Source organism: Streptomyces sp. URMC 124 (assembly GCF_051386455.1).
In the GTDB taxonomy this organism is placed as follows: Bacteria; Actinomycetota; Actinomycetes; order Streptomycetales; family Streptomycetaceae; genus Streptomyces.
In genome coordinates this window covers 97,555-117,727 of the sequence record NZ_JBPQTS010000001.1, presented here as the reverse complement: position 1 = coordinate 117,727, position 20,173 = coordinate 97,555, and the positions used below count along the sequence as shown (strand labels likewise).

The window sequence follows — 20,173 nt, the reverse complement described above, 5'->3', positions numbered from 1 at the left end:
TTCATAAATTTATGGTCGCGGGACTCTCGCAGGAGCAAGACGACGGAGACCAATGACGTACTCTCCCGGCGCGCGGCCGCGCCCCGTCCGCCTGTCCGCATGGCTGCTCGCCGGCGTGCTCGCCGCCACGGCAGCGCCCGCGGCCGCCGCAGCAGCGCCACCACCCCCCACTGCCGGACATCCCCCCGCCTCCGTCCTCCCGTCCTCCGGCACCTGCCGGACGGACGGGGGCTGGACCCTCGACTCCACGCGCATCAACAGCGAGGACACCCATCACGCCTACGTCGGCAACGGCTACCTCGGCCAGCGCGTGGCACCCAACGGGTCGGGCTATACCGACAGCAGCGCCAAGACCGGCTGGCCGCTGTTCACCCCGAGCTACGACGGCTCGTTCGTCTCCGGGCTCTACGCGCACAACCCGCAGACCGCCGGCGACCGGGAGGCCGTCGCGGCCCTGCCCACCTGGACCACGCTCAACGTCACCACCGGCGGCAAATACGGAGAGACCTTCAACTCTTCTACGAATCCAGGTCGTATCTCCGACTACCACCAGACCCTCTTCCTCCACTGCGGCATCGTCCGGACCTCCCTGACCTGGACCGCCGCCGACGGACGGAAGACCGACCTGGTCTACGAGGTGCTGGCCGACCGCAACGACCCGCACGCCGGCGCCGTACGGCTGAGCATGACGCCGCACTGGAGCGGCGTGGCCACCGTGACCGACCTGCTCGACGGGCGCGGCGCCCGGCGCGTCCGGCAGACCGGCGGCGGCGACCGCACCACGGGAAGCGGCCAGGACGGCCGGACCATGGACGTGGCCTTCCGCACCGACGGAACGGACACCGACGGCGCGGTCGCCTCCACCCTGCGCGCCGGGCACGGCGTGCGCGCGGCCCGGGCCCGGCAGGCGGACGCCCCCGCGGACCTGAGCGCACAGCAGTCCCTCAGCTTCCCCGTCCGCACGGGCCAGGCGTACGAACTCACCAAGTACATCGGCGTGGACACCGCCCTGACCTCGCACTCGCCCCGCCGGGACGCCACGAACGCCTCCCAGCGCGCCGCCCGGCGCGGATGGGACGGCCTGCTGCGCGCCCACAGCGCCGCCTGGGCCCGGCTGTGGCGCTCCGACATCGAGGTGCCGGGGCAGCGCGACCTGCAGGCCTGGGTGCGCTCCTCGCGGTACGGGCTGCTCTCCAGCACCCGGGAGGGCGCCGCCAACAGCATCGCCCCGGCCGGGCTCACCAGCGACAACTACGCGGGCCTGGTGTTCTGGGACGCCGAGACCTGGATGTACCCCGCCCTGCTGGCCACGTCGCCCGAACTCGCCAGGACCGCCGTCGAATACCGGTACCGGACCCTCGGCGGAGCCCGCGAGAACGCCCGCAAGCTCGGCTACCAAGGGCTCTTCTACCCCTGGAACAGCGGCAGCAACGGCGACCTCGCCCGGGAGTGCCACAGCGTCGACCCGCCCCACTGCCGCACCCAGATCCACCTCCAGTCCGACATCTCCCTCGCCACCTGGCAGTACTACCTCGCCACCGGCGACACCGCCTGGCTGCGCGAGCGCGGCTGGCCGGTGATGAAGGGCATCGCCGAGTTCTGGGCCGGCCGGGTCCACCGCAACGCGGACGGCAGTTACTCCATCAAGGACACCGCCGGGCCCGACGAGTACAGCAACGGCGTCGACGACGCGGTCTTCACCAACGCCGGAGCCGTCACCGCGCTGCGCAACGCCGCCCGCGCCGCGCAACTGCTCGGCGAGCGCGTGCCGGGGGAGTGGACGGCGATCGCCGACCGGATCCGGATCCCCTACGACGCGCAGCGCAAGGTCTTCCGGCAGTACGACGGCTACCAGGGCAGCAAGATCAAGCAGGCCGACACGGTGCTGCTGACGTACCCCCTGGAGTGGCCCATGCCCAAGGGCGCCGCGGCCGCCACCCTCGACTACTACGCCCAGCGCACCGACCCCGACGGCCCCGCCATGACGGACTCGGTCCACGCCATCGCCGCCGCCGGCACGGGCGAGCCGGGCTGCTCGACGTACACCTACCTGCAGCGGTCCATCAGGCCGTTCGTGCGCGGCCCCTTCGCCCAGTTCTCGGAGGCGCGCGGCGCCAAGGCCGGTGCCGAGGACCCGCTGGCCGGCTCGCCCGCGCACGACTTCCTCACCGGCAAGGGCGGCTTCCTGCAGACCTTCACCAACGGCCTGACCGGCATGCGGATGCGCGAGGACCGGCTCCGCCTCGACCCGATGCTGCCCCCGCAGCTCGGGCGCGGCGTCACCCTGCGCGGGCTGCGCTGGCAGGGGCGCACGTACGACGTCGAACTCGGCGCCCACGAAACCACCGTGCGGCTCACGGGCGGCGCGCCCATGACCCTGGACACCCCGCAGGGCGAACAGGTCCTCAGCAAGGGCGCCCCCGCCGTCCTCAAGACCCGGCGCCCCGACCTCGCCCCCACCGGCAACCTGGCCCGCTGCACCGCGGCCACCGCCACCTCCGAGGAACCCGGCATGTACGCGGTCGCCGCCGTCGACGGCAACACGGCCACGGCCTGGGTCCCGGACGGCCCGTCCGGCACCCTCACGACCGACCTCGGCAAGTCCGCGCGCATCAGCAAGGTCACGCCGACCTGGACCGGCCCGGCACCGGCCTCCTACGCCGTGCAGCTGTCCACCGACGGGCGGACGTGGCGCCCTGCCGCTGCCGCCGGCGGGGCGGTGTCCGCGCGGTACGTACGGGTGGAGGTGCGCGGTGCTGCCGCCGCCGGGTCCCGCACAGGCATTGCGGAACTGACGGTCTCCTAGCGAGTAGCGAGCGCCGAGGCGGTTTCCCGGTCCGCGAGGGATGACGCGGGCCGGGAAACGTGCGTGGGGCGCCGGCTCAGCCGGCGAGAACCTCCAGCTCTCCGGCGTCATCGACCCGGACGGACACAGCGGTCAGATCGGCGACCGTGACGTCCGCGTCGAGCTCGTCGGGGCGGTGCGTCGTCGTCAGGGCGACGGTCGCCATGCCGGCCGCCCGCCCCGCGGCCAGACCCGCCGGTGCGTCCTCGACGACGACGCACCGGGACGGGTCGACGCCGAGCCGCGCGGCCGCCAGCAGGAAGGGCTCGGGGTGCGGCTTGAAGTGGGTGATGTCGTCGTCCGACGTGATCAGGAACTTGGGGCGGATGCCCACCTGCCCGAGCCGGGCCTCGGCCACGCGCCGGCTGCTCGACGTCACCACGGCCCAGCGGTCCTGAGGCAGCGACGCCAGCAGCCCGGCAGCCCCCGGAACGGCCACCACGCCCCCGGCCAGCGCATCGGCCACCTCGGCCTCGGCCAGCCGCCGCAGCCCTTCCTCGACCTCCCCGGCAGGCAGCAGAGCAGCAGCGATCTCAGCAGCCGGCCGCCCGTGCACCTCGACCCGGTCCATGGCCTCTTCCAAGGTCATGCCGTACGACTCGACCCATTGACTCCACACGCGCCGGACCGACCGCAAGGAGGAGACCAGCGTTTCATCGCTGTCGAAAAGCAGAGCACTCGCCGAAAATCGCATGGCTGGGAGAGTACATGGCGTGAACATGTACTTAGGGGGCGGCGGTGGGCCCGGGTCTCGTCCGCCCAGTCCATGACCGACCGAACGCGGCCGGCTGACGGTCAGGGGCCGGTGTCGCTGTGCCCGCACACCCAGGACAGGGCGTCCAGCACCCCGCGGACGTAGTCCCGGGGCACGGTCCGCTGGGTGAAGTCCTCCAGCTGCGCCTGCGCGGCGTCCGCTTCGGCCGTCAGCGCAGGCAGGTCCGGGGCGCCGTCGCTGCGGCCGCCGGTGACGGGGGCCACCTGGCCCCGGCCCAGGGCCCAGAGGTAGGCGGTCAGGGCCCCGCGGCCGTACTGGGTCTGCTGGACCGGCCCCGCCGCGTTCCGGTCCAGCCGGCGGTGGGCCTGCTGGACTTCGGGAACGGTCCGGACACCGGCCCTCGGCCCTTCGGGATCGATGAGGTGAGAAGTAGTCATATCGATACGCCTAGCCGCGCCGAACGGTTCTACGCCTCGCGAATCGGCGCCCTGCCGCAGGGGTAGGCGGGGGAGAGCGGGTCCCGGCACCCGGAGGCACCCGGAGGAGGGAAACATCATGGCGGACCACAGTGCGGCAGATGTGCCCGGCGGCTCGAACGATGCCATGGCCAACCCGGCGATCGAGCGCGGCGCGCTCTCCCTGTCGCAGTCGGAGGACGGCATCACGACGCTGACGGTGAGCGGAGGCAACGCCATCGCCAAGGGAATACGCGTCGTGGACGACTCGGGCAAGGTGATCGCGGCCTACGTGGGCTTCTGCCTCGACGACCTCAGCGTGGCCAAGTCGATGCAGAGCGCGGTGACCGGCGCCCTGGCGCACTCCCTCGACGGCATATCCGAGGAGCACGCCGCGAAGGCCGAAGCGCCGTCGGGCGTCATCGCCGGGCACGCCGGACCCGACACGCCGGTGAAGCTGACTCCGGACGAGTTCCGCGAACAGGTCGTCGCCACGCTGGCGGGCGAGATCATCGACCTCTCCCGCGACCTGCGCCGCTGACGCCCTCCCCGACGGGCGCCCGCAAGTCGTCCGGGGAGGCCTTGATCACCGAAGGAAGGTGATCAAGATCACGAGGGGGGCGGGAGCGCGGGGCTCAGGACTTGTCGTCGCGCTCCGCGTTCTTCTCCTTGATCCGCACGGCCTCCTTGCGGACCTCGGCCTGGGTGGCGCGCTCGCGCTGCAGCCACTCGGGCTGCTCGTCCTTCAGCGCGTCGATCTGCTCCGTCGTGAGGGGCTCGGTGACCCCGCCGCGGGCCAGGCCGGCGATGGAGACGCCGAGCTTCGCGGCGACCACCGGTCGGGGGTGCGGGCCGTTGCGGCGCAGGTCCTGCAGCCACTGGGGCGGATCGGCCTGCAGTGCGTTGAGCTCGCTGCGCGAGACGACACCCTCCTGGAACTCGGCGGGGGTGGCCTGGAGGTACACACCCAGCTTCTTCGCCGCGGTCGCGGGCTTCATGGTCTGGGCGGTCTTGTGCGACGTCATGCTGTCAAGGGTATCGAGCATGTGAGCTACCTCTGACCACGACCGGTAACCTGGCGGGGTGACAGGCTCGGAAGATTCCCCTTCGTTCCGGCTCGCGTATGTCCCTGGAGTGACACCCACCAAGTGGGTGCGGATCTGGAACGAGCGGCTGCCCGAAGTCCCACTGACGCTCGTGGCGGTGCCCGCCGCCGAAGCGTGCGAGGCGCTGCGGCGCGGCGACGCCGACGCGGGCTTCGTACGGCTGCCGGTGGACCGGCAGGACCTCAGCGCGATCCCCCTCTACACCGAGACGACCGTGGTCGTGATCCCCAAGGACCACGTCGTGGCGGCGGTCGAGGAGGTGTCCCCGGAGGACCTGGCCGACGAGATCGTGCTGCACCCCCTCGACGACGTCCTCGGCTGGGAGACGCTGCCCGGGCAGCCAGCGATCGAGCGCCCCGCCACGACGGCGGACGCGATCGAGCTGGTGGCGGCGGGCATCGGTGTGCTGATCGTGCCGCAGTCGCTCGCCCGCCTGCACCACCGCAAGGACCTCACTTACCGGCCGCTCTCGGACGCCCCCGAGTCCCGCGTCGCCCTGTCGTGGCCGCAGGAGGAGACCACCGACCTGGTGGAGCACTTCATCGGGATCGTCCGCGGGCGGACGGTCAACAGCTCGCGGGGCCGGCCCCTGCCCCAGGCGGCGCAGGGCGAAGGGAAGACCAAGGCGAAGGCCAAGGCACAGCCCCAGCAGAAGCGTCCCGGGACGGGCGGCGCGCAGCGCAAGCCCGCCGCCGGCAAGTCGGGCGGCAAGGGCCCCCGGGGCGGTGCGGCCGGCGCCAAGCGCGGAAAGCCGCGCCGCAAGTCGTGAAGTGACCCGGACGGCCCCGGTCCCGCACGGCGCCGCGCGGCGCCGGGGGACCGCCGTGCGCGTCGGCGCCGCGGGCCCCGGCAGGGCGAGCGATGGGAATGCGGCAAGGTTCGGCCGGGCCGTGCAGGCCTCTTGTCGCCGCAACCGGACGGGTGTTCGCTGGAACGAGGACACCGCGCGTCGAAGGAGGACAGCCGGCCATGACCCTTCACGAGCCCGCCCCGGCGAACAGCGACGGTTGCACGTGCGGACCGGGCTGCTCATGCGGATGCCAGTCGGGCGGCCCCTGCCAGTGCGGCGGATGACGTAGGAGACCCGGACGGCTCGGGACCGTCCGCAGGACACGGGGCCGGTCGGCCAGGCACCGACCGGCCCTTCGCCGTGCGCCCGCCCGTGGAATGATCATGCTCATGTGGAATCGCGGGGGCGCGTGCAGGCGCTGTGGAAGGGAAGGCCGCTTCCGACGGCGCACGTGCCGGCGCTGCCGGGGCCCGGAGCGCGCCGAGATGGCCGTCGACGCCGCGGACACCGCCATCGAGCTCGGTGCCCTGGGCTGGGTGTGGCGCGGCGTGCGGATCGTGGTGCGGGCCCTGACCGACTGAACGGCGGGCCCGCTCCGGAAGGGCCGTGCCCCGGGCTTCCGGTCGGCCGGAAACCGTCCGTGTCAGGCGCTCCCGGCCCGGCGGACCGTCACGTCGCCGACCGACGTGGTCGCGTACACCTCGGCCGTCTCGTCGGCGCGGCCGGGCCCGTCGGAAGCCGTCAGGAGGTTGTGGACGGTGCCGAACTTCGTCCGGACGTCGAGCCGCGCGGCCGTGCCGGAGCGGATGCCGATCTCGATCCCGCCGCTGGACGTGGCGAGCACGGCCGAGCCGCGCACGACCTCGGCGACGCGGATGTCGCCGTGAGCGGTCTTGGCCTCCACGGCGGCGTGCGCCGTGCCGATGGAGACGCTGCCGGCGGCCGACCGCACCCGCAGCTCCCCGGCGGCCTCCCCGACCCAGCTGTTCCCGTTCGAGTTCTTGATCACTGCGGGCCCCGCCAGCTCGCCGGCCCGGATCGCGCCGGTTCCGGTGGTGATCGTGGCGGGGCCGTCCACGCGCTCGGCCGTGATGTCGCCGAGGGAGGTGGTGGCGGTGAGCCGGCCGGTCTCCTGGACCAGGATGTCACCCGCCGACGTCCTGATCCGGCATTCGCCCAGCCGCCCGCCGCAGCGGAAGGCGGCCATCTGCCCCGTCCCCTCGACGGCCGAGCCCGAGGGCAGGCCGATCGTCACGTCGACGGAGCCGGTCCGGCCGAAGGTGCGCGCTCTGGGCCCCTTCACCAGCAGCCGGCCCCCGGCGTACTCGACGCGGGTGTCCTCGGCGGCCTTCGCGTCCGCCGCGCTGCCTGGGTCGCTCGGGCGCACCTCGACGACCGTGTCGGTGCGCTCCTCGGCCTGGAGGCGGACGTCTCCGAGCGCGAGGTCGACGGAGACGGAGATGGGCTGCGACGTCTCGAAAACAGGCATGGGGGTTCCCCGCTGGTCGGAAGGGTGGTGGTCTCCGGCTGCGGCCGGGGTCAGGTCACCCAGCCCGTGAAGTGCTGGCCGCCGCGCGGTGCGCGGCGCTCGGGGCGCCGGGCCTGCTCGTCGTAGTCGAGCATCGCGGACACCGCGCGGACGAGCCAGGCGTTGACCGACAGGCCCTCGCGTCCGGCCGCCTCCTCGATCCGCGCCTTCAGGTGCTCGGGCGGGCGGAAGTTGATGCGGGACGTGGCGCCGTCCTCCCCGCCCGCCGCCGGCGGGGCGGGCAGCGAGGGCACCGCGCCGGCGTGCGGGCGCTCGAAGGCGCCCTCGGCGTCGGCGGGGCCGGGGTCGGCGGGGGGGAGGGTGACGACGAAGCTCGGGTCGAGCCCGCGCAGCCGGACCTCGACCGAGCCCGGCGCCAGATCGCTGGTGATCTCGTCCGCGGCGGCGGACAGGGCGTCGAGCAGGACGAGCCGGACCGCGGAGGACAGCGGCGCGACGAGGCGCTCGGCGACCTCGCGGGCTTCCGCGTCGCCGGCCTCGGCTGCGACCAGGAGTTCCTGGCGCAGGTTGTCGACATACCGCATGAGTTCCATGGCGCCATCCTCACACCGTCGTGGCGCCATGTGCAAGCCGCCCGGCCCGCGGCCGGACCGGGCGCGGCCCGGCAGTCCTCTATTCGGAACGGGACTCCCGAATTCACGTTCCGCTTGAATATCGGATTCCGTGCCGAAAACCGCTGATCGCGAGCCGGTCCGGGGCCGGCCCCGGACCGCGATCAAAGGCCGCGACCGGACACGAATGCAGGAGAGTTCGCGGGTATTGACAGTCAACTCACCCTCGGTGATAGTCGGATACCAGCGAACATGCGAGCGACTGGGTGAGCCTTGCGATCTGATGCAAGGGCGAGAGAGAAGAGAAATTCTCCGCAGGTACCCTCCCTCAGCGTCTGCTGGGGGTGCTCCCGCACGACGTCCCTTTTCCGGTCCCTCATGCAGTCGACGCAGCCGGAGCAGCCGAAAAACAAGGGAATCGCTCAATGACCATAGATTTCGTGCCCACGGTGACCGCGGGCGCCATCACCAGGGAAGCCGTCCAGCAGCTCCTCGAGGAGTACCGGTCGGCATATGACCGCTGCGACCAGGGGTACTTCGACCTGTTCGCGGCCGACGCCACGTTCTTCATTCTGTCGTCGCCCACCCGCATCGACAGCCGTGAGGAATTCCAGCGGGTGTTCACCCTCTCCGCCGGTGCGGCCCGGCGCAGCCAGCTGCTCTCGCCCGAGATCCGGATCCTCGGCGACACGGCCCTCGTCAGCCTGCACTGCCGGGTCGCCCTCGGCGAGGAGCAGCACTACCTGCGCGAGACCCTCGTGGTGACCCGCGGGGCGCGCGGCGACCTGCGCATCGCCCACCTGCACGTCTCGCCCCAGGACATGCCGTCCGTACCCGACTCGCCCGAGCGCGCCGTCGAGGAGATCTCCGTCATCGAAGAGCGCACGGCCACCACGGCCAGCACCGTCGGTACCCCCAAGTAGCAGCGGGGGAACCGGAGCACCCGACGACCGCCGGGGCTCTCGTGCTCACCGGCGAGGGCCCCGGCGGTTCACGTCCGTCCCGCGCGCGATCGGCGCGGACGACGACGGAGACCATGGAGGGGAACGTTGCTGCAGCACCTTTCGTCCTGCACGCCCGCATACGCCCGGCGGCTGCCGCCGAAGACCCGGCCGCTCATCCGCTACCGCCGGGAGGACTTCGGCTGGCTGGCCGCATTCCCGGACGGTTCGGTGGCCATGTACGACGAGGGCGCCGAAGCCCTGCTGCGCGCGGGCGAGCCCCCCGAACGCTGCGCGGACCACCTCGTCGAAACGCTCTCCGTGGAGACGGATTTCCGCTTCCGGGCGCCCGCCATGGTCTGGCTGGAGATCACCCGCTCCTGCAATCTCCGCTGCCCGCACTGCTTCGTCGAGGGCGGCCGGGCGCGCAGCTCGGAATTGCCGACCGAACTCATCATGCGGCTGCTCGACGAATGGGCGGCCATGGGCGTCTTCTCGCTGATCGTGACCGGCGGCGAACCCACGATGCACCCCGATTTCTGCGACATCGTGCAGCGCGCGCACGACCTGGGATTCGTCATCGGCATCGCCACGAACGGCACGACGCTCGGCGAACGCCTGCTCTCCCGCATACCGCAGGACGACGTCATCATCAGCATGAGCATCGACGGCCTGCACGGACAGGGGAAGTACCGCAACGAGGGCGAATTCGCCTACGTCACCCGCCGGCTCACCGAACTCCGGGACCGTGGATTCAACACCAGCATCATGACCACCACGACCCACGAGAACGTCGACGACCTCCCCGTCATCATCGGCTGGGCCAAGGACAATGACATCAGCCTGCGCAGCGTGCCGTTCATCCCGATGGGGCGCGGCGCCCTCCACCGGGACCTCGCGAGCTCGATGCACGACGTCGAGCGGACCGCCCGGTTCTGGATCGACGAGGAGGAGTGGGGCCGCGAGAAGGACCGCGACCTCGGCCTGTGCGCGGGCAAGGTGCTCGACTTCCTCTACACCATGGTCTTCGCCACGCGCCGCTGCATGAGCGGACGCGGCGTCTGCTACGTGAACTCCGCCGGGGACGTCTTCCCGTGCAGCACCTGCGCGGGGAACAAGGTGCTGTGCGGCGGAAACGTCCAGCTGACGCCGTTCACCGGCATCTGGGAGAGCGAGGACTGGCTCGTCCGGAAGATCACCTGGGACAACTACCGCGACACCTGCGAAGGCTGCCCCATCAACGACGACAAGTACTTCTGCACCGGGCGCTGCCCGAGCCAGTCCAGCATCCTCAACGGCACCTTCGACGGCTGCGGCACCAGCGACTTCCAGCGGCAGAGCATCCTGCGCAGGGAAGAGCTCTTCCGCGAGCGCATCATGGCCGAGCCGCGCGTCGAACTGCGCCGCGGCGAACGGGCCGGGCCCGCGGAGCAGGGCGGGCCCGCGGAGCAGGGCGGGACCGCCGGGCGGGACGCGATCGCGGCCGGCAGCACCGCGCCCGGGGAGCGCTCGTGATGAGGGTCGCGCTCGCCACCAGCCCGCACCTCAACCACGGCGGGATGTCCCTGCGCACCGAGCCCGGCGACCCGCCGCCCATGCAGAACTTCGTCCCCGTCGGCCTGCTCTCCCTCAAAGCCGCCGCCGACGCGGCCGGGGCACCCGCCACCGTCGAGGTCGTGGAGACCAACCAGCTGCTCCTCGACGGCGCCGTCCCCAACGACGACGCCCTCTACGACCACCTCGCCCGGGCCGTGCTCGAAGCCGGCGACTCCCTGGTCGGCCTGATGACCGACGCGGACTCGCTCGTCCACACCGTCCTCCTCGGCCAAGCCCTGCGCAGGCGCTCCCCGGACACCCGGATCTGCCTCGGCGGGCCCGCCGTGACCCCCATCAGCGCCGAGTTCATCGACCGCTTCCCCTGGGCCGACTTCATCGTGCGCGGCGAGGGCGAGGCGACCTTCACCGAACTCCTGGAGACCCTGCACGCGGGCCGGGACCTCTCGGGGATCCGCGGCCTCACCCACCGCAAGGGCGGCCGGGCCGTCGTCAACGCCGACCGGCCGCTGGTCCAGGACCTCGCCGACCTGCCCTGGCCCGCCTACTACGCCTACGACATGTCCAAGGGCGCCCGCCTCTACCTGGACGTCGGCCGCGGCTGCCCCTTCCGCTGCTCCTTCTGCGCCACCGCACCCTTCTGGGAGCGCAAGTTCCGCATGCGGCCCATCGACGACATCATCCGGCAGCTGGAGTACGTCCGCGACGCGTTCGGCCGCACCAGCGTGAACTTCTCCCACGACATCTTCACCTGCAACCGCCCCTGGACCCACGAGTTCTGCGACGCCCTGATCGCCCGCGACCTCGGTGTCACCTGGGGCTGCAGCACCAGGACCGACCTCATCGACGCCGAACTCCTCGACAAGATGGGCGCGGCGGGCTGCGAGGAGATCTACTACGGCATCGAGAGCGGCTCGCCGAAGATGCAGCGCTGGATCAAGAAGAACCTCGACCTCGAACGCTCCCTGGAGGTCGTCCGGGCGACGAAGGCCGCGGGCATCCGCCCCGTCACCGGCTTCATCGTCGGCTACCCGACCGAGACCCGCGAGACCATGACCGAGACGCTGACCCGCTTCTTCCAGTTCCTGGAGGAGGGCCAGGGCCGCAGCCAGCTCTTCACGCTCGTCCCGCTGCACCAGTCGCCCATGTACAAGCAGTACGCGCCCACCCTCAACCGCCCCGCCGAGTACTACGACATCCCCGTCACCGACCGGCCCATGGCACAGATCCAGCAGTACCGGCGCGAGCACAAGGACATCTTCTGCACCGACTACCGCTTCGCCTGCCCGGACGTGGGCGACGCGCTGATCGACGCGGCCGAGGAGCTCTCGGGCCACGTCGTCGTCCTCGCGTCCCTGTGGCCGCGGCTCCTGCCGTACTACGACTCGCCCATGGACTGGTACGAGCGCTGGGTGGCCTGGATCGAGAAGTACAACGCCGAACACGCGCCCGGCACCCGCTTCCCCCACCAGAGCGAGGCCCGGGACCTGCTGGTCTTCGCCCAGGAGGAGACCGTACGGCTCGGCATCGAGGACTCCCCGGCCGCGTCCCTCGTGCGCTACGAGATGATGCGGCTGGCCGCGGCCGACCTGCCCGAGCCGCCCCCGCGCCCCGCCGCGCCCAGTGTCGGCCCCGAATCCGCCCTGCGCGCCGGGGACTTCCTCAGCGCCGAGTTCCCGCACGACCTGCACCGGATGCTGCGCGGCCCGGCCGACGCACCCGCCGCCGGGGACGGCACGGGTGCCGACGGCAGCAGCTATGTGGTCACCCGTAAGAGCGCCCACGACCGGATCGAGACCATCCAGCTGGGCCGCAGCGCGCGCGACCTGCTGGAGCGCGCCGACGGCAGGCGCACCGCCCGGCAGCTCATCGCCGAGGTCTTCCCCGAGGACTCCGGCGACCCGGACACCGCGCTGCGCCGCGGCCTGGAACTGGTCCGCTCGCTGGCCGGGATGGGCCTGCTGCTGGAAGCACCGGCGGGCGGCGACACCGATGCCCGCTGACGGCCCGGCGGGGGAGAGCGTCGCCTGCGAACTGGCCGTCGGCGCCGTGGTGCGGGCCGGCCCCCGCGGGACGTCCGTCCACCGCCTGTCCACCCGCATGGGCCGCCACGACCGGGGCCCGGGCCGCGGGACGCGCATCTTCTCCGGCGACCCGCCCGGCCCCTGGCGCATCGACCTCCCCGACCCGGAGCCGCCCGACGCCCCCGGGGACGTCCTGGCCGCCCTCACCGCCCTCCGCGACCACTTCGGGGGCCGCGCCGTCCTGCAGTTCACGCAGGTCTCCTCCGTCCGCGTCGTCGCGGGCACGGCCCACGGCACCGGCGCCCCCCAGGCGCGCCGCGTCTGGTCGCTGACCGGCGACCTGCTCACGCCCGGCGGACACGAGGTGCCCGTCGGGCGCAGCGGCCGCGGCCCGGCGCTGCCCCGGCTCACCGACCCGGCGTGGCGCGCGTCGGCCGCCCGGCTGCTGGACGCCGTCGACGCGGCTCGCGCCGCGGACCCGGGGGAGTGCGCCGCGGTGCTCATGCCCCAGGCCGCGGGCGTCCTGCTGCACGAGGCCGCGGGGCACTTCGCGGAGGCGCCCCCCGGCGGCGCGCCCGCCCTCGTCCACCGCCTCGGCTGCCGCGTGGCGGGCGAGCTGATCACCCTGGACGACGACCCCCTCGCCGAGGGCGGACCGGCCCGCTACGACACCGACGACGAAGGCGTCCTGTGCCTCGGCCGGCAGCGGATCGTGCACGAGGGCAGGCTGGTCCGCCAGCTGCACAGCCTCTCCAGCGCCGCGGCCGCGGGGGCGATGCCCACCGCCAGCAGCCGGGCCGCGTCGGTGCTGCACCGGCCGCTGCCCCGCATGTCGAACGTCGTCTGCCGGCCCGGCGACGCCGAGACCGGCGCGCTCGTCGAGAACGCCGGACACGGGCTCCTCGTCCACCGGCTCGCCGACGGGGTCCGCACCGGCGCCACCCTCGAAGCCCGCCTGGTGCTGGGCGAGCGGATCCGCTCCGGCCGCCGCACGGGCGAGTACGTCCGCGGCCGCCTGCGCGAGCGCGCCGACGTCCTCACCCGCGTCGCGGAGACGGGCGCGCACGCCGAGTTCGGCGACAACGCCCTGTGCGGGAAGGACGGCCAGCTGTTGTTCGACGTCGGCATGCGCGCACCCGCCCTCCGGCTCTCCCGCCTGCGGTGCACGCCGTGACCGCCGCCGTCACCGTCACCCGCGGCCACGACATCGTGCGCCTGGACCCCGGCACCGGCGAGACGCGCACCCGGCTCGCCGTGACCGCCGCGTCCGACGAGCCCGGCACGTGGTGGCTGTCGACCGCGGCGCCCCGCACCGGCGAGGACCCCGGGCGCCGCGCCCGGGCCGTCCACCGCGCGCTCCGCGACCGCGCCGCACCCGCGCTCGGCGAGGACGGCCTGCTCGTGGAGACCGGCCGCGTCACCACGGACGTCAGGTGCGAGGGCCGCCGCGTGGCCGCCTCCACCCGGACCTACCTCCTCGTCCGCGACCGCGACCGCGTCCTCCACCTGAAGGACGGGACGAGCCCGCCCCGCTCCCTGCCCTGGGCGTCCGCCGCCGCTCCCGGCGACATCCGCCCGGACGACCCCGTCGTCCTCGGCCCCGCCGCGCTGCTGGCGCTGACCGCCGCCGCGCAGGAGGAGGACGGCACGGCCGGCCCGCCCGGCAGCGGCTGCTCCTCCCCCTACCCGCCGCACGACTTCGCCCTCCGCGGGCTCGTCACCGCCACCGGCCGCCGGCACGCCGACCTCTGCCGGGCGTGCGAGCTGCTGGCCGAGCCGGAGCGCTGGCTGGTGCCGCACGGCACCTTCGGCACCGCCGGCCGCCCCGCGGCCGCGCCGGACCACCGCCCCCGCACGGCCTTCCCGCGGCGCGCTCTCCTCCTCGACTCCCTCACCCCCTGCGGCCGCTCCGCCGACGGCCGCCCCGACTGGCTCGCGGCGTACTGCGTCGTGGACGGCGGGGAACAGGCCCGGGGGAGAGGCCTCCTGCGGGCGAGGGGCGCGCCCGGGACCCTCCTGCGGGAGACCGGAGCCGCCTGCGCCCCGGCCCGCCCGGCGCTCGCCCGCGACCCGATCGGCCGGGAGTCCTACGCGCAGGTCCCCTGCGTGACCACGGAACTGACGGCCGGCCGGCTGATCGTCCCCGCGCATCCGTAACCCGCACAGCATCCGTAACCCGCACAGCGCCCGCAATCCGACAGCGCCCGTTCCCGCACGGCGCCCGTCCCCCGGCACCAGGACCCGGTGCCAAGACCGGTGACAAGCCCCCCGGTACAAGGAGGAACAGCCATGTCCCGCACGGCTCCCCACGAAGAGGAACAGCTCAACCTCGACGGCTCCCACGACGTGGCCCTGGCGCCGGTGCGCGGCACCGACACCCGGCGCGGCCTGCCGACGGCCTACTTCGAACGCCGCCCGCGCCGCTTCATCGCCAAGATCGCCGTCGCCTTCGCCGTGATCGTGGTCTGCTGGACGGCCCTGCTGGAATTCCGCAACCCCGTCACCTGCGTGGCCGCCGTCCTCGTCCTCGGCGTGATGTACGCCTACCTCGTGGAGCTGCAGCACGAGTGCCTCCACGAACACGCCTTCCACGCCCGGTGGGCCAACCGGACCTGGGGCTTCGTCTGTGGCGTGTTCATGTTCAGCTCCTACTCCCACTACAAGTACGAGCACCTGCGCCACCACGCCTTCCTCGGCACGCCCCGCAACCAGGAGTTCTTCAACTACCGCTTCCACGGCCTCGACAGCCTGCACGGCTTCGCCCTCGCCGCGTTCCACCCCGGCCGCTACGCCGACGTCCTGCGCAACCTGGGCCGCGGCGCCGCCCGGCGCCCCGTCCCCGGCGTCGAGCGGCCGCGCGCCGCACGCGCGATCCAGAACGAATACGCCCTGCTGCTCCTCCTGCTGGCCGGCGCGGTCGCGGCCGGCGTGCTGACCCGCGACTGGTTCGTCGTCCTGGCCTGGTTCGCCCCGGCGCTGCTCGTGAGTGAGGCGGCCCACTTCCTGATCGAGATGCCCGAGCACTTCGGGCTGAACACCCAGACCGACGACAACGTCCTCAGCAACACCAGGACCATCCACGCCTCACGCTTCGGCCGCTGGCTCACCAACTACAACAACCTGCACACCGCGCACCACTACCACCAGGGGGTTCCCATGGTGAACGTGCCGCGGCTGCACGCCGCCATGGAGGAGAAGATCCTCGTCACCGAATCCTCGTACTGGAGCTTCTACCGCAAGGTCCTCAAGGGCGAGATCGCCTACCAGGGCGGCCGGGAGAGCGGCGAGAACTGCATGACCCGCTAGCTCCCGCCCTGCCGCGCCCGCAACTCCCCTCAGGGACCTCACGGAAGGAAGTGCGCCATGCCCGTGGTCTCCTCGCACAACGAATGGGACCCGCTGGAGGAAGTCGTCGTCGGCAGGGTCGACGGCGCGATGACGTCGTCGTGGGAGCTGATCGACCGCATCTCCGTACCGCCCGCCGCACAGGAGCGCCTCAGCGCCTCGGCCGGCACCCCGATGCCCCAGGACGTGGTGGAGGAGGCGCAGCGCGGTCTGGAGGAGTTCATCGGCATCCTCCACGACGCCCACGTCACCGTGCGCCGCCCCGATCCGCCCGCGTCCTCCCGCCCGTTCGCGACCCCCGCCTGGTCGGTCGCCAACGGCATGTCCGCCGCCAACCCGCGCGACCTCCTGCTCGTCGTCGGCGACGAGATCATCGAAGTGCCGATGGCCGACCGCAACCGCTACTTCGAGACCTGGGCCTACCGCGGCCTGCTCACCGAGTACTTCGAGCGCGGCGCCCGCTGGACCGCCGCCCCCAAGCCCCGCCTCCTCGACGCGCAGTACCGCCCCGGCTACGAGATCCCGCCCCCGGGCGAAGAGATGACGTACCTGGTCACCGAGGCAGAACCGGTCTTCGACGCGGCCGACGTCATGCGCTGCGGACGGGACCTGTTCATGGAGCGCAGCCACGTCACCAACGCCCTCGGCCTGGAGTGGCTCCGCCGGCACCTCGGACCGGAGTACCGCGTCCACGAGGTCGTCTCGCGCTACCCGCGCGCCATGCACATCGACACCTCCCTGCTGCCCCTGGCACCGGGAAAGGTCCTGGTCAACCCCGAGTTCATCGACCCGGACGGGCTTCCCTCCGTCTTCCGGTCCTGGGACGTGCTCATCCCCCCGGACCCGGTCGTCACCCCGGTCATGCAACGGGGGCTGATGAGCGCGTGGAGCAGCCTGAACGTGTTCATGCTCGACCCGGAGCACGTCGTCGTCGAACGGTCCCAGACGCCGCTCCTGAAGGCCTTCGAGCAGTGGGGGTTCGAGCCCGTCCCCTGCTCGTTCGAGCACTACACGGCCTTCGGCGGCGCCTTCCACTGCGCCACCTTGGACATCCGGCGCACCGGGGCCCTGGAGACGTACTTCTGATGGCCGCGTTCGCGCAGCACGCAGCCCCGCATCCCGACGAGCCCGGCGGACCGGGGCGGCCCGCCCCGGCAGTGCCCTGGCCCGCCCAGCAGTGGTCGCCGGGCACCGAAGCCCGCCCGGCCCTGCCGTCCTCGTCCCTGCCCGGCCCGGTCACCGAACGGCTGCGCCGGCTCGCGCGGAAGGCCGGGCCGGAGCCGCTGTGCGCCTACGTCCACGACCCGGCCGCGGCGGGCCGCAGGGCGGCGCTGCTGCGCGCCGCCCTGCAGGACCGGGCGGACGTCTTCTACGCCGTGAAGGCCAACTCCTTCCCGGCCACGCTCGCAGCGCTCGCCCCCGGCGTCCACGGCTTCGACGTCTCCTCCGCGGGCGAGGCCGAGGCGGCCCGGGCGGCCTCCGCCGGGGCCCTGATCGCCACCGGGCCCGGCAAGACCGACGCCATGCTGACGGCCGTGGCCCGGGCGGGCGTCGACTTCGTCAGCGCCGAGAGCACCCTCGAACTGCACCGGATCGCCGCCGCGGCGGCCCGGGCCGGCCGCCGCATCCCGGTGGTGCTCCGCGTCAACGCCGCCACCGGGCCGCTGCGGGGCGCCCTGTGCATGGACGGCCACGCCACGCAGTTCGGCATCGGCGAGGACGCCCTGCCGGAGGCGGCCGCCGTCGCCCGCGCCCTGCCCGGCCTCGACCTCGTCGGCTACCACTTCCACGTGGTGTCCAACAACCTCGACGCCGACGCCCACGCCGCCCACGTGCAGACACGGCTGCGCTGGGCCGTACGGGCCGCCCGCGAGCACGGCTTCTCCCTGCGCGTGCTGGACGCGGGCGGCGGCCTCGGCGTCGCTCCGCGCGGCACGGCCCCCTTCGACCTCGGCAGGTTCGCCGCCCGGCTGCGCGCCGACCCGCCGCCGCCCGGCGTACGGGTGGTCCTCGAACCCGGCCGCTGGCTCGTGGCGGACAGCGGCTACTACGCGGCCCAGGTGACGGACGTCAAGGAGGTGGCCGGCACCCGGTTCGCCGTCCTGGCCGGCGGCATCAACCACTTCATGCTGCCCGCCCTCCTCGAAGTCGCCCTGGACGCCGCGGTCGTGGACGTCGACCACTGGCCGTACGCGTGCCCCCGGCCCGCCCTGACGGACACCACCGTCTCCCTCGCCGGGCCCCTGTGCACGCCCGAGGACATCCTCGCCCGCGGCATCCGGGTCCGCCGGCTGCGCGCCGGGGACCTTGTGGTCTTCCCGCTGGCCGGCGCCTACGGCTGGGAGTTCGCCCTGCGCGGCTTCCTCGGGCGCCGGGCGCCGGTGCACACGGTGGTGAACACGGAGGCGAGTACGCGAATGAGTACGGGGACGAGTACGGGGACGAGCGCTTCTCAGAGGGTGTCGGCCCGCTCCGGCACCGGCCCGGCGGCAGCGGCGGGCGCGGGACCGTCACCGGGGGAAGCCAGCAGCAGATAAAGGCCGGGCAGCCCGGCGCAGCAGGTCATCGTCACGGCCGCGGCGGTGAGGTTGCCACCCGCCAGCAGCGGGGCGGCGATCACCGATCCGAGCGGCGCCGTGCCCTGCATCAGCGTGCGCAGCCCGGCGAAGGCCCGCCCGTGCAGCTCCGGCGGGATGCGCCGCATCCGCAGCGACTGCGCCCACACGGTCATGGGCGCGCTCAGCAGCCCCACCGCGAAGAAGCCGGCGCCGACCACGACTTCCAGGGGCGCGCCCAGCACGGCGAGGAAGGCGAGCGCGGCCCCCGTCTGGACCAGCCCGATCAGCCGGACCGACGCGGGCCCGAGGCGGCCCCCGCCCGCCACCGCGGCGCCGAGGACCTCACCGGCCGCCAGGGCCGCGGTGAGCGCGCCCAGGACGGAGGCGCCGCCGTGCAGCTCGTTCTTCGCCAGCCACGGCCCGACGACCAGGACCAGCATTCCGTCGGCGATGTTGAAGAGCATGAACGCGACCGTCGTGGAGACGATCACCCGGTCGCGCGCGACGCCCTTCAGCGACGCCCTTGGCGTCTGCCTTCCGGCCTGCCGCCTGGTCCGCCCGGTCCGCCCGGGAGGTGCCAGCGGCCGGCGTACGGTCGCCACCAGCGCCGCGAAGACCAGGTACGACGCCGCGTCGACCAGCAGCACCCAGGGAGCGCCGACCGCGCCCACCAGGACGCCGGCCGCCGCCGGGCCCACGACGGTCGCCACGCTGAAGCTCAGCGATTCGAGGGCGTTCGCGGTGTCGAGGTCGCGGTCCCCGACGAGCTGCGGGATGGCGGCCGGGAAACCGGCGAGCGGCACCATCTTGAGCAGCCCGTAGACCGCCGCCACGAAGAACGGCAGCCACACCGGGACCCCGCCGACGGCTGCCGCGAGCGGAACCGACGCCACGCACGCCGCCCGGAACACGCTGTCCGCGATCAGCAGCACCCGCTTGTCGAACCGGTCGAGCAGCGGCCCCACGAGCAGGCCGCCCACGACGACCGGCGCCGTGAAACAGACGCCCAACAGGCCCAGTCGGCCCGTGCCGCCCTCGTCGAGCACCAGCCACGCCAGGGCCAGGAACGTCATTCCGTCGCCGAGCAGCGATACGGAGGCGCCCAGCCACAGCCGCCCGAAGTCCCCCGACCTCAGCACCCGCCAGTACGCGTTCACCTGCGGCCCGCACCCCTCTCGTGATCGAGCAGCCACCGCTTGACCGCGAGGCCGTAGTAGTAGCCCCCGAGCGTGCCGTCCGAACGGCGGATCCGGTGACACGGGACGACCAGCGGCACCAGGTTGTACGCGCAGGCGGCGCCCGCGGCCCGCGCCGCGCCCGGGCGGCCCGCGGACGCCGCCAGGTCCTGGTAGCTCACCGTCGTGCCCGGACGGACCCGGCGCATCTCCCGCCAGGCCGCCATCCGGAAGCCGCTGCCGCTCTGCACGACCGGCAGCGTGTCGATCGCCTCGACGTCACCGTCGAAGTAGGCGGCGAGCGCGGACGCGTACGGCTCGGGCAGCGCCGCGGGCACCGGCTCGCGGTCGCGCCACGGGGCGGGCAGCTCGGCCCGGAGCGCGGCAGGGTCCGCCGTGAAGCCCGCGGCGAGGATGCCGTCCTCGGTCGTCAGCAGGCTGAAGGGGCCCAGGGGGGTGGGCAGCGTGGCGCTGCGCATGCCTTGCGCTGTCATCGTTCTCCTCGGGCTCCGGGCTCCGCCCGGTGGCTGGTCGGTCGGCTGGGGGCCATGGGTGGCTGGTCGCG

The 20,173-nt window shown here is 73.4% G+C and carries 18 protein-coding genes; 11 read left to right on the top strand and 7 right to left on the bottom strand.

Going from position 1 to position 20,173, the window contains the following annotated elements:
• The first annotated feature begins 52 nt into the window (after window positions 1-52).
• Window positions 53-2,806, top strand: a complete 2,754-nt coding sequence (locus ACSNOG_RS00510; RefSeq protein ID WP_436750467.1) for a discoidin domain-containing protein — start codon at window positions 53-55, stop codon at window positions 2,804-2,806.
• Window positions 2,807-2,882: 76 nt separating this feature from the next.
• Here the strand turns inward: ACSNOG_RS00510 and ACSNOG_RS00505 are convergent, their stop codons facing one another.
• Both ACSNOG_RS00505 and ACSNOG_RS00500 read right to left on the bottom strand, forming a co-directional pair.
• Window positions 2,883-3,539, bottom strand: a complete 657-nt coding sequence (locus ACSNOG_RS00505; RefSeq protein WP_436750466.1) for an HAD-IA family hydrolase — start codon at window positions 3,537-3,539, stop codon at window positions 2,883-2,885.
• Window positions 3,540-3,640: 101 nt separating this feature from the next.
• Complete coding sequence (locus tag ACSNOG_RS00500) at window positions 3,641-3,997, bottom strand: hypothetical protein (protein ID WP_436750465.1); 357 nt, start codon at window positions 3,995-3,997, stop codon at window positions 3,641-3,643.
• Window positions 3,998-4,115: 118 nt separating this feature from the next.
• On the opposite strand from ACSNOG_RS00500, the gene ACSNOG_RS00495 reads away from it, so the two are divergent.
• Entirely contained in the window at window positions 4,116-4,556 is a 441-nt protein-coding gene (locus tag ACSNOG_RS00495) for a hypothetical protein (protein ID WP_436750464.1), read from the top strand.
• A gap of 94 nt (window positions 4,557-4,650) precedes the next feature.
• Here ACSNOG_RS00495 and ACSNOG_RS00490 read toward each other — a convergent pair whose 3' ends face one another.
• The gene (locus tag ACSNOG_RS00490; protein ID WP_436750463.1) at window positions 4,651-5,040 is read right to left on the bottom strand and encodes a DUF5997 family protein; all 390 of its coding nucleotides are present in this window, start codon (window positions 5,038-5,040) and stop codon (window positions 4,651-4,653) included.
• 58 nt (window positions 5,041-5,098) lie between these two features.
• Between ACSNOG_RS00490 and ACSNOG_RS00485 the strand changes: the two genes are divergently transcribed.
• Window positions 5,099-5,890: a LysR family substrate-binding domain-containing protein gene (locus ACSNOG_RS00485; RefSeq protein WP_436750462.1), complete on the top strand. Its 792-nt coding sequence runs from the start codon at window positions 5,099-5,101 to the stop codon at window positions 5,888-5,890.
• A gap of 664 nt (window positions 5,891-6,554) precedes the next feature.
• Here the strand turns inward: ACSNOG_RS00485 and ACSNOG_RS00480 are convergent.
• Both ACSNOG_RS00480 and ACSNOG_RS00475 read right to left on the bottom strand, forming a co-directional pair.
• A complete protein-coding gene (locus tag ACSNOG_RS00480) occupies window positions 6,555-7,400 on the bottom strand; it encodes a DUF4097 family beta strand repeat-containing protein (RefSeq protein ID WP_436750461.1) in 846 nt (281 codons plus the stop codon).
• A 50-nt stretch (window positions 7,401-7,450) separates the two neighbouring features.
• Window positions 7,451-7,993, bottom strand: a complete 543-nt coding sequence (locus ACSNOG_RS00475) for a hypothetical protein (RefSeq protein WP_436750460.1) — start codon at window positions 7,991-7,993, stop codon at window positions 7,451-7,453.
• 443 nt (window positions 7,994-8,436) lie between these two features.
• Between ACSNOG_RS00475 and ACSNOG_RS00470 the strand changes: the two genes are divergently transcribed.
• The 8 genes from ACSNOG_RS00470 to ACSNOG_RS00435 all read left to right on the top strand — a co-directional run bounded on the left by ACSNOG_RS00470 (window position 8,437) and on the right by ACSNOG_RS00435 (window position 18,412).
• Window positions 8,437-8,934 (top strand): YybH family protein, encoded by a 498-nt coding sequence (locus ACSNOG_RS00470; RefSeq protein WP_436750459.1) that lies wholly within the window; start codon window positions 8,437-8,439, stop codon window positions 8,932-8,934.
• A gap of 126 nt (window positions 8,935-9,060) precedes the next feature.
• On the top strand, window positions 9,061-10,467 hold the full coding sequence (locus ACSNOG_RS00465) for a radical SAM protein (RefSeq protein ID WP_436750458.1): 1,407 nt from the start codon (window positions 9,061-9,063) through the stop codon (window positions 10,465-10,467).
• Window positions 10,467-12,509, top strand: a complete 2,043-nt coding sequence (locus ACSNOG_RS00460) for a radical SAM protein (RefSeq protein ID WP_436750457.1) — start codon at window positions 10,467-10,469, stop codon at window positions 12,507-12,509. The genes ACSNOG_RS00465 and ACSNOG_RS00460 overlap by 1 nt, the downstream gene beginning before the upstream one ends.
• Window positions 12,499-13,704, top strand: coding sequence for a metallopeptidase TldD-related protein (locus tag ACSNOG_RS00455; RefSeq protein WP_436750456.1), 1,206 nt, complete (start codon window positions 12,499-12,501; stop codon window positions 13,702-13,704). Before ACSNOG_RS00460 ends, ACSNOG_RS00455 begins: the two co-directional genes overlap by 11 nt.
• On the top strand, window positions 13,701-14,687 hold the full coding sequence (locus tag ACSNOG_RS00450; protein ID WP_436750455.1) for a hypothetical protein: 987 nt from the start codon (window positions 13,701-13,703) through the stop codon (window positions 14,685-14,687). The genes ACSNOG_RS00455 and ACSNOG_RS00450 overlap by 4 nt, the downstream gene beginning before the upstream one ends.
• A gap of 132 nt (window positions 14,688-14,819) precedes the next feature.
• Window positions 14,820-15,836, top strand: coding sequence for a fatty acid desaturase family protein (locus ACSNOG_RS00445; protein ID WP_436750454.1), 1,017 nt, complete (start codon window positions 14,820-14,822; stop codon window positions 15,834-15,836).
• Between the two features lie 57 nt (window positions 15,837-15,893).
• Window positions 15,894-16,961, top strand: a complete 1,068-nt coding sequence (locus ACSNOG_RS00440) for an amidinotransferase (protein WP_436750453.1) — start codon at window positions 15,894-15,896, stop codon at window positions 16,959-16,961.
• The gene (locus ACSNOG_RS00435) at window positions 16,961-18,412 is read left to right on the top strand and encodes an alanine racemase (RefSeq protein ID WP_436750452.1); all 1,452 of its coding nucleotides are present in this window, start codon (window positions 16,961-16,963) and stop codon (window positions 18,410-18,412) included. The genes ACSNOG_RS00440 and ACSNOG_RS00435 overlap by 1 nt, the downstream gene beginning before the upstream one ends.
• Here the strand turns inward: ACSNOG_RS00435 and ACSNOG_RS00430 are convergent.
• Together ACSNOG_RS00430 and ACSNOG_RS00425 are read right to left on the bottom strand one after the other, a co-directional pair.
• Entirely contained in the window at window positions 18,328-19,590 is a 1,263-nt protein-coding gene (locus ACSNOG_RS00430) for an MFS transporter (RefSeq protein ID WP_436750451.1), read from the bottom strand. The two genes, ACSNOG_RS00435 and ACSNOG_RS00430, sit on opposite strands and share 85 nt — an antisense overlap.
• Entirely contained in the window at window positions 19,587-20,102 is a 516-nt protein-coding gene (locus ACSNOG_RS00425) for a methylated-DNA--[protein]-cysteine S-methyltransferase (RefSeq protein ID WP_436750450.1), read from the bottom strand. The genes ACSNOG_RS00430 and ACSNOG_RS00425 overlap by 4 nt, the downstream gene beginning before the upstream one ends.
• Window positions 20,103-20,173 lie beyond the last annotated feature (71 nt).